Genomic DNA, 13,785 nt, shown 5'->3' on the forward strand with positions numbered 1-13,785 from the left:
GTTTTTGCGCAAAGACCTTAGCTGCTTGCCCGAAAGTGTATGCCCAGCCCGTCATATTCAGTTTTGAAGCGGATGAAAACATCCGATTCCAACTCATTGCACCCGGAACACGCCTGTGCACTTTATCGGGACCGCAGCGGCGCACAAATTGAAGTGTTCGGAAAGCTTCTGTAACCTGCGACAACATGCGACCCGGAAGCGAGAATTCATGAGATTTAACCTATTGGCTGCAATGGCCCTGTTCGTCTGGGTGGCTATGCTATCTCTGGGGTCGGAAGCGACGGCGCAGACTTCGCTTATACCCGGGTATGGTTCGGGGTCTGGCACGACATCTGAAGCAGATAAGGAAAGCGAACTGGCTGACGCGATCCGATCAGCCACCGAAGCGGGTGCAAGCGTCATCGTCATCGACAGCGCCGGTCAGCTTGTCTCATCTGGTGGCAATGCCGCCTCGACGCACGACGATATCGCCCATGACCCGATGTCCGAAGGGTCACAGTTGATGAAGGCGCAAGAGCGGTTCTCGAAGTTCCGCGAGTCGATGGAGTCGCGCCTGCAGGCTTTGCCGTATTCGATCTTCGAAGTGCAATATGTTTTGCGAGAGACCAGCCCGGACGGCCGAATACAGACCTATGTCGAAGTGTTGGGCTGGAATATACTCTTCCTTCTTCTGGGGCGCTGGCTGTCGATAGAAATCTACGGCAAGCGTCTTGCAAAAAGGATGGTGGTGGCGCGGTCAAAAGAAGATCCGCAGGGCTATCGCGAAAAAATGCCCTTTCTGGTCTTTCGCTTTTTCATGGGTGTTGGGGCCACGATCTTCGCGATGCTGATGGCCCTGATCGTGGGCTATCTGATCTTTGGCGAGGCTGAAGATCTTTCGATTCAGTTCACGACCACCGCCATATTCACGGCATTCTTTCTTGCACGCACAGTTTCCGATCTTTGGCGTATGGTGTTGTCTCCTTACCTCAGTCAGTACCGGCTGCCGCCCTTTTCCGACCGGGAGGCAAAACGCCTTTACGTCTGGGCCTCGGCAATCGCGACATATGATATCTCGGTGGTATTGTTTTCTACCTGGGTTGCGGATTTTGGTTTGAACTACAATGTCTATGCGATGGTCTATGGCGGCCTGACCATGTTTGGCGCCTTGGGCAATGTTCTGATGATTCTGTTCAACGCGCGCGCCATCTCGAACGCGATCCGAGGCGGGCGGTCAAAGGAACAGGTATCCTGGATTTTGCGCCTGATATCGATTGCCTGGGCGCCGGTTCTGGCAGTTTATATCGTGTTCAGCTGGTTCAAACTGGCTGTTGATCTGGTGCTTGAGAACGAGAATTCCATTCCGATTGTTGCCAGCAGCTATGCCATCTTCATGTCTGTGGTCATTGCCTATGGCGCGATGAACTATCTGCTTGAACGCTACTTCGTCCGCAATCGCCAGATTGAAGAGCTGAACGCAGAGACTGGTGTCGGTGTTGAAGAGGATGAGGTTCCTCAAACCCCGCAAGCGGAAAAGAGAAAGCACTCGATCGTCACCTATGAGGATCTGGCGCGACGTGTGGCCGGTATCCTGGCATTTGTCGTCGGGTTATATGCTCTGGTTGTGATCTGGAATCCTGACGCAAGCTGGAGCGAAGACCTACCTATTGAACGGGCTCTGGACGTGATGGTTATCCTGTTCATGGGCTACATCTTGTTCCATTTCTTCCGTGTCTGGATTGATACCAAGATTGCTGAGGAAGAAGACGTAGCCGGTGGAGAGGTTGAACTGGGCGACGAGGGCGGGGAAGGCGGGCAAAGCCGTCTTGCGACACTGCTGCCGTTGTTCCGTGGCGCAATTCTGGCGGTTGTTGTTGTGACCATCGTTCTGATTGTCCTGATGGAATTGGGTATCAATGTCAGCCCGCTGTTCGCCGGTGCCGGTGTCGTGGGTCTGGCCGTTGGGTTCGGGTCGCAAACGCTTGTCCGGGATATATTCTCGGGCGCGTTCTTCCTGATGGATGATGCCTTCCGCAAAGGCGAATATATCGACATTGGCGATGTGAAGGGGACGGTCGAGAAAATCTCGGTCCGGTCGTTCCAGTTGCGGCACCATCTGGGCGCACTGAATACGATCCCCTTTGGCGAGATCAAGGTTCTTACCAACTATTCGCGTGATTGGGTGATCATGAAGCTGCCCCTGCGGGTGACCTATGACACCGATGTCGAAAAAGTACGGAAACTCATCAAGAATTTGGGCCAAGAGCTTTTGAGCGATCCGGTGATTGGGGATAACTTTATCCAGCCGTTGAAATCGCAGGGCGTGATCGAAATGCAGGATTCGGCGATGATTATTCGGGTCAAGTTCATGACCAAGCCGGGCGATCAGTGGCTGGTGCGTAAGAAGGTCTATCAGGATATCCGCGAATTGTTTGCTCGCGAAGGGATCAAGTTTGCTCATCGTGAGGTGACCGTCAGGCTTGCTGACGGAAAAGAGGCCGAAAACCTGACACCGCAGGAACGCGAAGCGGTGACCGGTGCAGTGCATGCGGCCATCGACGAGGATTATCTGGACGATATCGGTCCTGGAGGCGACGATCGCTAGGGACCGCACCCGCCTCTTTGGGCTGCGTCTTTGACGAGACCCCTTCCAAAGCGTTGGGCCGGACCGCGCGGCTGCCGGCGAGGGTGTAGGCGTAGGGCTATGACCAGGTGGCGCTCGACGTGCCCAGCTTGCTTGCGGGCAGGTCCCACGACATCTGGGCCGGACCAACCGAGAGCGCGGGCTTCAACCTGTGGCCCGGTCCCCATCCAGAGGTTTCGGTCTTGGTCGTGAAATCAGCAGGAACCGAAGCGCCAATTTCTGTCTTGGTGTCGAACTTGCCTAGAATGGTCAGCAGGTCAGCCGAGCGTGCCAGCGACAATCGGGCCTGCATGATCGGCGCACCCTTCGCGGCTTCGGACAATGCTGACAGGACGGCGGCAGCCATCAGATATCCAGTCGCGTGGTCCAGCGCCTGCACCGGCAGGGGTGTCGGCTTGTCTGCACCGGCCCATACCCGACCTGCATCGGCAATCCCGCTGCTCATCTGTACGAGGCTGTCAAATCCGCGCCGCGAAGACCAAGGGCCTTGCCAGCCATAGGCATTCAGTGTGACTTCTACTCTGTTCGGGGCAAGCTCGTCCCGTTTGGCTTGGGTGAGGCCCAGCGCGTCCAATGCGCCAGGGCGATAGCCGTGAATGAAGACATCCGCCTGGGTCAGCAAGCCGTGTAGCAACTCGATCCCTGCGGGGGATTTCAGGTCCAGATAGGCACAGCGCTTACCCAGAGAAATATCCGGGATCACACCCGGCTCGTCCCAGTCCGGAGGATCAATGCGCAGAACCTCTGCCCCGAACCCCGCCAGAGTTCTAGTTGAAACCGGACCGGCCAGAACGCGGGTCAGATCAAGCACGCGCAGACCTGCCAGCGGGCGCTTGGCCGTTGCCTCTGGCCGGTCGCGAAGCTTAATCTGTCGGGGTTTGTGCCATCCGATCAGCGGGTCCCGTGAAACCGCGCGCCCCTGTGGATGATCCTGCCATTCCCCGCGGCTGCGCATGGCGGCTGCGACACCGCCCTCAGCCACGACAGCGTTTTCAAGACTGGCTGCCGACATAGTTGCAACAGCCTTTGTAACCGCGTCCCGATCTCCTTTGACCTTCAGGACTTTCAGGGCGGCCGCACGGTGCTGAGGCAGGTTCGTGTGCAATCTGATCCAACCGTCATTGGCAAGGTAATCACCGGCGATACTGTCCCAGAGGTTGGGCATTTCCCAGCCATCGGGTTTGAAAGAATATCCGTACCAGAGAGACGCCAACCGGTGATCGACCAAAATCTCGGGCGGGCATTGGGTCAGGTTCAGCGCGCCCATCAGGCGTGCCAGTTCCTGACCAACAGCCGCAAAGCTGGCGGTCGCCAGTTCGGAGACTGCATACACGCTGGGTCGGGCTCCGGTGCCGGTTGTCCGATACCCTTCGGGTGATGGCAGTACGGATAACAGCGTCATTGCTGATATGGATCCAGGCTGTCACGAAGCCCGTCACCCAGAAAGTTGAATGCCAGCACGATGACAATGATCGGCAGCATCGGGATGGCCGTCCAGGGGTAGATCTCGATCGACGCAAGGTTCTGCGCATCATTCAGCATCACACCCCAGCTGACGGCCGGGGCGCGCAGCCCAAGCCCAAGGAAGCTGAGCGCCGTTTCGCCCAGGATCATTGCCGGGATCGACAGGGTTGCCGATGCGATCAGGTGCGACATGAAGTTGGGTAGCAGGTGCTTGCGGATCACCCGGCCCGAGCTTGCTCCCATCATTTCGGCTGCACGTACGTATTCTTCTTCGCGCAACGATAGGAATTTGGCACGAACAGATCGCGCAAGGCCAGGCCAGTCGAGAATCCCCAGGATAATCGAGATGATGAAGAATACCGCGACCGGGCTCCAATTCGAGGGGACCGCCGCTGATAGCGCGAGCCAAAGGGGCAATTCAGGTAGTGAGCGCAGAATTTCGATTATACGGTTAATCACCCAGTCGATTCTGCCGCCAAAATATCCCGCAATCGAGCCGAACAGGATACCAAGAAAGAAGGACACTGAAATCCCGATCAGACCCACCGTCAATGACAGCTGGGCGCCAAAGAGGATACGGCTGAATACATCACGGCCTAGACGATCCGACCCCCAAAGGAACAAAGTCGCGTCTTCAGGCGCGCAGAACAGATGCGTGTCCGACTTGATCAGACCCGCCAGCTTGTACTCGGCCCCTTCGCAGAAAAACTTGATTGGCCGCGGTGTGTCGGTGTCGGCAACGAACTTCCACTGGAAGGTCTCCAGATCCGCCTCGGCCACCATCGAATAGACATAAGGCCCGATGAATTTGCCCTCATGGAACCAGTTGATGCTTTGCGGCGGGGCATAGAGGTGCTCGTCATTACGTTCATTCGGGCCATAAGGCGCGATGAAACCCGCAAAGGGCAGCATGAGATAGCACAGCAACAGGAAGACGCCGGAAATCAGGCCCAGCTTGTGGGTTCGGAATTTGCGCCAGACCAGAATCCAGTTCGGAGCATCCAAATCGGCGCGCTCAAGCTGTTGCAGGGCGGCATCGGGATCGAATGGGGCGTCGTCGACATAGCGACCATCAGGATGTTGGGTCATGCTTCACGCCCCTCATATCGGATGCGCGGGTCCAGCATGACCAGCAGAATGTCAGAGATCATCGTACCGATCAGTGTCAGCAAAGCCACAAACATTAGGATGAAGGCGGACAGGAACTGGTCCTGGGTCTTCAGCGCCGTCAGCAATGTCGGGCCGATGGTCTGAAGGCCCAGAACAACCGATACCAGAACCGAGCCGGACACCATCGAAGGCAGCAGGTTGCCGATATCCGCGACAAAGGGGTTAAAGGCCACGCGCAGCGGGTACTTGGTCAGCATCCGTGACGGGGCCATGCCTTTGGCAATGGCGGTTTCCACATAGGGCTTGCCCAGCTCATCCAGCATATTCGCCCGCAGCCGCTGCATCATGGCCGAGGCGCCCGATGTGCCGATCACAAAGGTCGGTACGATCAAATGGACGAGGATGGATTTCAGCTTTTCCCAACTCATCGGCAGCCCTTCAAAGGACGGGTCCATCAGGCCTCCGATTGGTAGGTTGAAATAGCGGTGCCCATAGTAAAACAGGATTAGTGCCAGTAGAAAGTTCGGCGTTGCCAGACCCAAATAGCCTACAAAGGCCGAGGTATAGTCGATCCAGGTCCGCGACTTCGCGGCTGCAAGGACACCCAGTGGCAAGGCCACCGCATATACGAACAGGATGGCGGCCAGATTGACCACGACGGTCAGCCACAGCGTGTCGCCCACGATTTCTGCGACAGGGCGGTCAAATTCAAAGGACCAGCCGTAGTTGCCTTGCACCAGCCCATCGAACCCATGCGGGCCAGGCCAGAAACCGATCCAGATCAGATATTGCTCCCACATGGGGCGATCCAGAGCATATTCCGCGCGCAGGAATTCTGCCTTGGCCACACCCGCCGATTGTCCGGACGCCTGCAGTTCAGCGATCTGATTGCTGAGATAGTCGCCCGGGGGCAGGTTGATAATCACGAATACCAGAACCGACACCACCAGAAGGGTCAGCAGCATCGTGAAAAAGCGATAGACTGCATAGCGCAGCATGACCATGTAGCTGCTCCTGATCAGTCGGCGAAAAAGAATTCGTCCGGCCGGTGAATGCCGAAATGTGCGCCGGGTTCCCAGGCCCACATGGCCTGCTCGGGGACGTTGCGCAGGCGGTTCGATACGACGATAGGCTGAGGCGCACCGTTCAGAATGCCAATGGCATAAAGTTGGTCAGCGTGGATTTTCAGCATCTCATCCCATGCGGCCTTGCGTTCCTCATCAGTCGAGGCGACCTCCCAGTTATGGGCCAGTTCCATCAGGCGCTCGGCCTCGGGCATATCGGGTTTCTCACCAACATCGCCTCCGGTCTGATGGTACTGCCCCCATTTTGGCCAGGCCAAAAACACCTGATCGGTAGGGGCAAGATAAGCTGGTGAGGTGTGGTGTTGCGGGATGCCGTCATCCCAGCCGTACCAGACGGACGCCATTGTGCTGCCGGCAAACACCCGGTTGCGCAGAATGTCCCTGTCCAATGGGCGCATAATAAGATCGACGCCAATGTCGCGCCATGTGTCTGTGACGATTTGCAAGGCGTTTTCGACCTCTTGCCGCTCACCTGCAGTTTCGATGACCAGTTCCATCGGGCGGCCATCCGGCAACAGCCGCGTGCCGTTCTTGTCACGTTCGGTCAGGCCGGCCTCGTCAAGCAGCGCATTCGCCAATTCGATGTCGTACTGTGCCCATGCCTTTGCGTTTTCTTCGTTGAAGAAGGGCGAAGCGGGCAAGACCGACATCGCGGCGGGATGGGCCAGTTTGAAATACAGCGCCTGATTTATCGTATTGCGGTCGATTGCCAGAGACAGCGCGCGGCGAACACGCGCGTCACGCAAAACGGCACGCCATGCTTCGTCTTCGTAGTTCAGATTGGGGTAAATCGCGATCTGTGAGGCAACCCCGGTTTTCCACAGCAAGGTTTTGTAGTCTCCACCAGCCTCGCCTTTTTTCAAGATCGAAGCGTCGCGGAACGCCAGTCCGCGCCCCTGTAGATCGGATTCGCCAGCATTGGTTTTTGCAGCAACCAGACCCCCGGCCACGATCTCCATCTCGACCACGTCGATATAGGGAAGCTGCACCCCATGGCTGTCGATGCGATGAAAATAGGGATTGCGAACAAAGTTGTGACGGATCTTTTTGCCCGAACTTGCATTCAACCAGGGCTGCAAGGTTGGCAACTCGTGGTTGTCAAACTTGTAAAGGTTGTCGAGTTTGTTGTGTAAAGCCGCCCAGCTTTTGACGCGGGCATCTTCAACCTGAAAGGCAAGCTTTTCTGCGTCAGCGTATTTCTCGTGGTACTGTTTCAGGAACTCGGAAGGGCGGTAGATGAAAGGCGGGCGCGCTTGTGCCAGAGCCTGCAGGAAGCCGGGGTTGGGATCTTCCCATTCAAACACAACGGTCGTTTCATCGGGGAAGGTCACGGTCGGAGTCTTGCCTTCGACGATCAGAAAATCCGGTGGTCCCGACGGGCTGAGCAGTTCATTATTTGCCACATCCTCCCACCAGTATCGGAAGTCCTCGGAAGTGAACGGAGAGCCATTCGACCATTTGTGACCTTCACGCAGGTTGAGGGTGTATTTGCGGTTGTCGTCGTTCTGGAAGGATTCAAGCAGGTCTGGAACGACCTGATAGGTCTGGTCGAACCCAACAAGGCGGGCGTATCCGTAAACGACCATCTGCCGGATGTCTTTGGACCGAGTAATCATTGTGCGCAAAGTGCCGCCCTGTTTGCCGAATTCCCTGCCTTTTGCAGCAAGATCCACAATCAGGGGTTCGGCGGGAATTCGGTCCTGTATGGGGGGAAGGTTCCCCGCATTCACTTCGGTTTCCCAGAAAGTACTTTCTTGCAACTCGGGCATGTCTGCCGTGGCGGGCAGGGCCCATGTTGCGGCCAGCGCAACGGCCAGTAACAGCGGGCGAGTGGTCTTAAACATGGCATCGTACCTTATGGCCGGGCTCCATCTCTACCAATGAAGGTACCACGGAGTCGGTAAATCGGAAGGCGTCATCCCAACTGTCAGGTGAACCAGCACCCAAAGCAACCAAATTCAGGTCGATGGGGCGGTTGATGTCGGGCTCTGGCTGCGCAGCAATCAGTGCCTTGGTGTAAGGGTGACGAGGGTTGTAAAACAGTGTCTCAGGCGGGGCCTGTTCCACGACAAGCCCACGACGCATCACAGCAACTTCGTCGGCAATGCGTGCAACGACCGCAAGGTCGTGCGAGATGAAGAAATACGACAAATTCAGGCTGTCCTGCAAATGTTCCAGCAACGTCAGGATTTGTTCCTGAACCGATACGTCCAGAGCCGAAGTGGGTTCGTCACAGACAATAAGCTGAGGGTCGAGCATCATTGCGCGGGCAATCGACAGGCGCTGTCTTTGGCCGCCGGAAAAAGCATGGGGATAGCGTTTCAGCATATCGGCGTTCAGGCCAACACGTGTCAGCATCTCGGCCGCTTTTTCGCGCTGCTCGGCGGTCGATCCGATACGGTGAATCTCCAACGGTTCGGTCATCGCATCCTGAATGCGCATGCGAGGGCTGAGAGAGCTGTAGGGATCCTGAAACACCATCTGCGCCTTGCGCTGAAACGCGGTGCGCTGGGTCCGGGTCATCTTGTGAACGGTGATCGCTTCTTCATCGGGGGAGGTTCGAAACAGAACCTCTCCGCCCGGATCAGGCGGCTCAGCCCCTAGTGCGATGCGGGCGGCCGTAGTTTTGCCCGAGCCGCTTTCGCCGACGATCGCCAGCGTCTTGCCCCGCGCGAGGTTCAGATCGACTCCGCGGCAGGCATGGATCAGGCGTTCGCCCTGCCAGCCCTTGCTGGATCGCATCGTATAGGTTTTCGACACGGCCTTCATCTGAAGGATCAGATCTTCGTCGGGCATCGGGATGCCAACCGCGTCCTGATCCGGAATCTCGGGCGCGGCGTTGAACAACTGTTGGGTATAGGGGTGAGCAGGGCTGGTCAGGATCGGTGCCGCAGCTCCAGCCTCCATCACGCGGCCTTTGTGCATGACCACGACCTGTTCGGCCATATTGGCGACGACCCCCAAATCATGGGTCACAAGGATCAGTGCCATTCCCGTTTCACGCTGAAGCTCCTTGATCAGCCCCAGCACCTGGGCCTGTGTCGTAACGTCCAATGCTGTCGTCGGCTCGTCCGCGATCAGTAATTCCGGTTTGGAAACCATGGCCATAGCGATCATGGCGCGTTGGCGCATCCCGCCGGACAGCTCGAACGGGTAAGAATCATAGGCGCGCTGAGGGTCTGGAAAACCCACGCGTTCGAACTGTTCCAGAACCGTTTTGCGGGCCTGTGCCTCGGAGGCATTGCGATGCAGCCAAAGAACTTCGCTGACCTGATTGCCAATTTTGTGCAGGGGAGAGAGCGAGCGCATCGGCTCTTGAAATATCATCGAGATCCGATTGCCGCGAATGCCGCGCATCTGACGCTCGCTGATCTGAGTCAGTTCCTCTATACCTTTGGAATCATTTAGAGTAATCGTGCCGCTTCGAATTTGGGCTGCTCGGGGAAGAATGCGCAACGCAGCCCGGCATGAGATCGTTTTCCCCGACCCTGATTCACCCACAAGCGCAAGTGTCTGTCCCGCTTCGACGTCGAAGTTGACGCCTTGAACCACAGACTCTCCGGCACCAAATCCGATGCTGAGGTCCCGGACAGACAACAACGCAGTCATGCGGGTATTCCACCCGTTAGGCCGTAGCTCGGCATAGGCTTGATCAACTCCCTGTGTTTTTTGTCGCAGTTTCGCGCGGTTGTGCCTGTATAGTCAAACCCGTTCTTAGGGTGAAATGTCGCGAAAACGTGAAACTGAGGCCGATTTGCCTACACAATGCCTTGAGGATTTGTCATCACATGCGATGTCGGTCACAGGTTATGTGTCGTCAAATATCAAGGAGAGATTTCCCAGTGCCCGATCCCCAAAGCCGTCTTGACCTGTTCATCGACCGTATGGTGTCGCAGCGTGCCTGCCTGGACCATGCCATTGCACAGACAAGCACCATGTCCGGTCCGGTGTTCGAGCTGGGATTGGGGAATGGTCGTACTTATCATCACATGGTTCAGTACATTCAAAACCGTCCGGTCTATGTTTTCGAGCGCGCCGTGGCCTCCCATCCGGACTCTACCCCGCCCGAGGATCTGGTGATTCTGGGGGATGTGCGTGAGACTCTGCCTGCGGCGCTGGAACGGTTTGGGGCGACGGCCAGTTTGATCCATGCGGATCTTGGCGGCCATAACAGGGACAAGAACGATGCTTTCGCGCGGTTGGTTTCCCCCCTGATAGAACCGTTGTTGGCAGAAGGCGGGCTGATGGTGTCCAGCGACCGGATGTATTTCGAAAACCTGACCGAGATGCCCTTGCCTGAGCATGCGGTAGACGGACGTTGTTTCATCTACCGCCGCTGAGTGCGAAAGGGTTGCCAAATGCTTTTCTATGATTGCACGACCGCTCCAAACCCGCGCCGCGCGCGCATGTTCATCGCAGAAAAAGGGCTGGAGATTGAAACGCGCAATATCTCGATTGCAAAGGCGGAACAGTTGGATGACGCTTTCCTTGCAGTAAACCCCAATGCGACGATCCCTGTTCTGGTGACGGATGAGGGCGCAACGCTGACCGAAAACCTGGGCATTGCCGCCTATCTTGAGGCGCGCTTTCCCGAACCACCTTTGATGGGACGTACGCCAGATGAAAAGGGGCTGGTCCTGATGTGGAACAGCATTGTCGAGCAGCAGGGTGGAGTGCCTATTGCTGAGGCTCTGCGCAACACCCATCCCGCGTTCAAGGATCGGGCGGTTCCTGGCCCGGCGAACTATGCCCAGATACCCGAGCTGGCACAGCGTGGCATGGACCGGGTTGGCCGGTTTTTCGATTTGCTTGAAACGCGGCTGAAGGATAGTGCGTTTGTTGCGGGGGCTGAGTTCACGCTGGCCGATATCTCGACCTTTGTGTTCGTTGACTTTGCCCGTGTGATCAAGATGCGGATTCCACAGGAAAATACCGCGACGCTGTCTTGGTTCGACAAGATCGCATCGCGTCCAAGCGCACAGCTTTAAGGCGTTGAAATTGAGCTGTCTGAACTTGCTCACTTGCACTGTACAGAAATGTCTAGACAGGTGTGAACAGTATCACTAGCGTCTCCCTCGAGTCATGCAGGGGAGAGCATAATGAAATCTCAATATCGCGTTGTGGTCATCGGTGGCGGCGTTGTGGGCGCCTCGGTTCTGTATCACTTGGCCAAATTCGGCTGGTCAGATGTGGTCATGCTGGAACGGCGGCGATTGGCGTCGGGATCGTCCTGGCACGCGGCGGGCGGTATTCACGCGCTGAACGCGGATCCGAACATGGCATCGCTGCAGGCCTATACAATCGACCTTCTCAGCGAGATCGAAAAGGAATCCGGGCAGAATATCGGCCTGCACATGACTGGTGGTCTGACTTTGGCTGGAACGCCCGAGCGGTGGGAGTGGCTGCAGGCCAACTATCGTATATTCCAGTCCATCGGCATCGATGATTGCGAATTGCTGACCCCACAAGAGGCGCAAAAGCGCTGTCCCATCATGTCGACTGACGGCGTTCTGGGCGCGATGTGGGCCGATCGAGAGGGCTATATCGACACGACCGGTACGGTTCAGGCCTATGCAACTGCCGCCAAGAAACGCGGTGCCGAGTATTACGAGGAGACCAAGGTCGAGGAATTGATCCAGACCGATGATGGCTGGCAGGTCGTGACGGACAGGGGCACAATAACTTGCGAGCACGTGGTCAATGCCGCGGGGCTTTGGGCCAAGCAGGTCGGGCGCATGGCGGGTGTTGAGCTGCCAGTGTCGCCGCTGAAACATCACTATCTGATCACGGATACAGTACCCGAAGTGGCGGCGGCGGATTTTGAGATGCCAATGACCGTGGACCTCGAGGGGTTCACCTATATGCGGCAAGACCAAAAGGGCGTTCTGGTCGGTATCTATGAGGTCGACCATGAACATTGGGCCATGGACGGCGCGCCGTGGAATTATGGCGAGGAACTGTTTCAGGAGCAGCTTGACCGGATCGAGAATGAACTGACGTTGGGCTTTGAACGCTATCCGTCGATCCAGAATGTCGGCATCAAAACCTGGGTCAACGGGGCGTTTACATTCTCGCCTGATGGTAACCCGCTGGTCGGGCCGGTTCCAGGCAAACGCGGGTATTGGACCGCCTGCGCTGTCATGGCCGGGTTCCTGCAGGGCGGCGGCGTTGGCAAAACGCTGGCTGAGTGGATGATCCATGGCGAGCCCGAGGCCGATGCATGGCCGATGGACATTGCCCGCTATGGCGATTTTGCCCAGAACAAACGCTATATCCGTGAAACCACCGGGCAATTCTATTCCCGCCGTTTCGTGATGAATTATCCGAACGAACAGCTGCCTGCCGGTCGTCCGCTGAAGATGGCGCCAGCTCATGACGCGATGACTGAAGCGGGATGCAAATGGGGTGTCAGCTGGGACCTTGAGGTGCCGCTGTACTTCGCGCCGAAAGGGTTCGAAGAAACGCCGACCCTCAAGCGATCCAACGCGCATGACATCGTGGCCAAGGAATGCAAGGTGATCCGCGAGGGCGTCGGCCTGATGGACATCTCTGGCTTTTCCCGGTTCGAGGTCACCGGACCAAATGCCGAGCTGTGGCTGGATCACGTGATGGCTTCGAAACTGCCCGCGCCGGGACTGGCCAAGTTGGCACCAATGCTGGGTGAGAATGGGCGGCTAAAAGGGGATCTGACCGTTCTGAATTGGGGCGATGGCACCTGGTGGATCATGGGCAGCTATTACCTGCGCGCCTGGCATATGCGCTGGTTCGACGATCATATGATCGACGGAGTCGAGGTTCGCGATCTGGGCGAGGAGTATTGCGGGTTCGGTCTGGTCGGGCCGAAATCGCAGGAAGTAATCCAAAAACTGGCCGAGCAGGACGTCTCGGGCCTGAAATTCATGGGCTGTGGTGATTTTGATATCGGTCTTGTCAGGGCTCGCGTTGCGCGCATGTCAGTCACTGGTGAAAAAGGCTATGAGATCAACTGCCGCTATGGCGATCACATCAAGCTGCGCCGGATGTTGCTTGAGGCCGGGGCCGACGCGGGCATCCGCGAGTGCGGTTTCAACGCGATGCTGTCCACGCGGCTTGAGAAGAGCTTTGGCATCTGGTCGGCGGAATTCACGCAAGCGTACACGCCGGGCATGACAGGTATGGATCGCTGGATCGATTGGGACAAGGATTTCGTCGGTAAAGAGGCCGCCTTGGCCGAACGCGATGGCAATGGTCCTGCGCAGGTTCAGGTGACGCTTGAGGTTGATGCTTTGGACGCAGATGCCAGCGGATACGAACCTGTCTGGTCAGGGGCAGAGCACGTGGGTTTTGTCACCTCGGGCGGCTATGGCCACTACACCGGCAAGTCCCTGGCGATGGCGCTGGTCAATCGTGACAAGGCCGCACCAGGCACTGAACTGTCTGTCCATGTGGTTGGGGTCGAACGACCTGCGCGGGTCATCGCGCCGTCGCCCTATGATCCACAGGGCAAAGCGATGCGGGGCTGAC

Annotated in this window: 9 protein-coding genes; 4 read left to right on the top strand and 5 right to left on the bottom strand. The window is 57.2% G+C overall.

Going from position 1 to position 13,785, the window contains the following annotated elements; all coding sequences use genetic code 11:
• The first annotated feature begins 208 nt into the window (after positions 1-208).
• Positions 209-2,584: a mechanosensitive ion channel domain-containing protein gene (locus tag AC2FFB_RS17130; protein WP_496714062.1), complete on the top strand. Its 2,376-nt coding sequence runs from the start codon at positions 209-211 to the stop codon at positions 2,582-2,584.
• A gap of 97 nt (positions 2,585-2,681) precedes the next feature.
• Here AC2FFB_RS17130 and AC2FFB_RS17135 read toward each other — a convergent pair whose 3' ends face one another.
• Genes AC2FFB_RS17135 through AC2FFB_RS17155 form a run of 5 tightly spaced genes read right to left on the bottom strand, consistent with a single transcriptional unit; the run spans position 2,682 to position 9,891 of the window.
• Positions 2,682-4,025 carry a CoA transferase gene (locus tag AC2FFB_RS17135; RefSeq protein WP_496690377.1) on the bottom strand — a complete coding sequence of 448 codons (1,344 nt, stop codon included), beginning with the start codon at positions 4,023-4,025 and terminating at the stop codon, positions 2,682-2,684.
• On the bottom strand, positions 4,022-5,176 hold the full coding sequence (locus tag AC2FFB_RS17140; protein WP_281995905.1) for an ABC transporter permease: 1,155 nt from the start codon (positions 5,174-5,176) through the stop codon (positions 4,022-4,024). The genes AC2FFB_RS17135 and AC2FFB_RS17140 overlap by 4 nt, the downstream gene beginning before the upstream one ends.
• Positions 5,173-6,201 (bottom strand): ABC transporter permease, encoded by a 1,029-nt coding sequence (locus AC2FFB_RS17145; protein ID WP_271951540.1) that lies wholly within the window; start codon positions 6,199-6,201, stop codon positions 5,173-5,175. Before AC2FFB_RS17145 ends, AC2FFB_RS17140 begins: the two co-directional genes overlap by 4 nt.
• A 14-nt stretch (positions 6,202-6,215) precedes the next feature.
• On the bottom strand, positions 6,216-8,126 hold the full coding sequence (locus tag AC2FFB_RS17150; RefSeq protein WP_496875223.1) for an ABC transporter substrate-binding protein: 1,911 nt from the start codon (positions 8,124-8,126) through the stop codon (positions 6,216-6,218).
• Positions 8,119-9,891: an ABC transporter ATP-binding protein gene (locus AC2FFB_RS17155; protein WP_271951542.1), complete on the bottom strand. Its 1,773-nt coding sequence runs from the start codon at positions 9,889-9,891 to the stop codon at positions 8,119-8,121. Before AC2FFB_RS17155 ends, AC2FFB_RS17150 begins: the two co-directional genes overlap by 8 nt.
• A gap of 200 nt (positions 9,892-10,091) precedes the next feature.
• Here AC2FFB_RS17155 and AC2FFB_RS17160 point away from each other — a divergent pair, with 200 nt between their 5' ends.
• The 3 genes from AC2FFB_RS17160 to AC2FFB_RS17170 all read left to right on the top strand — a co-directional run bounded on the left by AC2FFB_RS17160 (position 10,092) and on the right by AC2FFB_RS17170 (position 13,784).
• The gene (locus AC2FFB_RS17160; protein WP_496698819.1) at positions 10,092-10,622 is read left to right on the top strand and encodes a class I SAM-dependent methyltransferase; all 531 of its coding nucleotides are present in this window, start codon (positions 10,092-10,094) and stop codon (positions 10,620-10,622) included.
• 18 nt (positions 10,623-10,640) lie between these two features.
• Positions 10,641-11,270, top strand: a complete 630-nt coding sequence (locus AC2FFB_RS17165; RefSeq protein WP_496794166.1) for a glutathione S-transferase — start codon at positions 10,641-10,643, stop codon at positions 11,268-11,270.
• A gap of 111 nt (positions 11,271-11,381) precedes the next feature.
• Positions 11,382-13,784 (top strand): GcvT family protein, encoded by a 2,403-nt coding sequence (locus AC2FFB_RS17170; protein ID WP_496714064.1) that lies wholly within the window; start codon positions 11,382-11,384, stop codon positions 13,782-13,784.
• The last annotated feature ends 1 nt before the right edge of the window (position 13,785 follow it).

It is taken from the genome of Ruegeria sp. YTSA219 (assembly GCF_059609985.1).

What these genes read in the sequence shown, in the direction of transcription:
- AC2FFB_RS17130 (WP_496714062.1), top strand. Translation starts at nt 209, where the DNA reads ATGAGATTTAACCTATTGGCTGCAATGGCCCTGTTCGTCTGGGTGGCT.
- AC2FFB_RS17135 (WP_496690377.1), bottom strand. Translation starts at nt 4,025, where the DNA reads ATGACGCTGTTATCCGTACTGCCATCACCCGAAGGGTATCGGACAACC.
- AC2FFB_RS17140 (WP_281995905.1), bottom strand. Translation starts at nt 5,176, where the DNA reads ATGACCCAACATCCTGATGGTCGCTATGTCGACGACGCCCCATTCGAT.
- AC2FFB_RS17145 (WP_271951540.1), bottom strand. Translation starts at nt 6,201, where the DNA reads ATGGTCATGCTGCGCTATGCAGTCTATCGCTTTTTCACGATGCTGCTG.
- AC2FFB_RS17150 (WP_496875223.1), bottom strand. Translation starts at nt 8,126, where the DNA reads ATGTTTAAGACCACTCGCCCGCTGTTACTGGCCGTTGCGCTGGCCGCA.
- AC2FFB_RS17155 (WP_271951542.1), bottom strand. Translation starts at nt 9,891, where the DNA reads ATGACTGCGTTGTTGTCTGTCCGGGACCTCAGCATCGGATTTGGTGCC.
- AC2FFB_RS17160 (WP_496698819.1), top strand. Translation starts at nt 10,092, where the DNA reads ATGTGTCGTCAAATATCAAGGAGAGATTTCCCAGTGCCCGATCCCCAA.
- AC2FFB_RS17165 (WP_496794166.1), top strand. Translation starts at nt 10,641, where the DNA reads ATGCTTTTCTATGATTGCACGACCGCTCCAAACCCGCGCCGCGCGCGC.
- AC2FFB_RS17170 (WP_496714064.1), top strand. Translation starts at nt 11,382, where the DNA reads ATGAAATCTCAATATCGCGTTGTGGTCATCGGTGGCGGCGTTGTGGGC.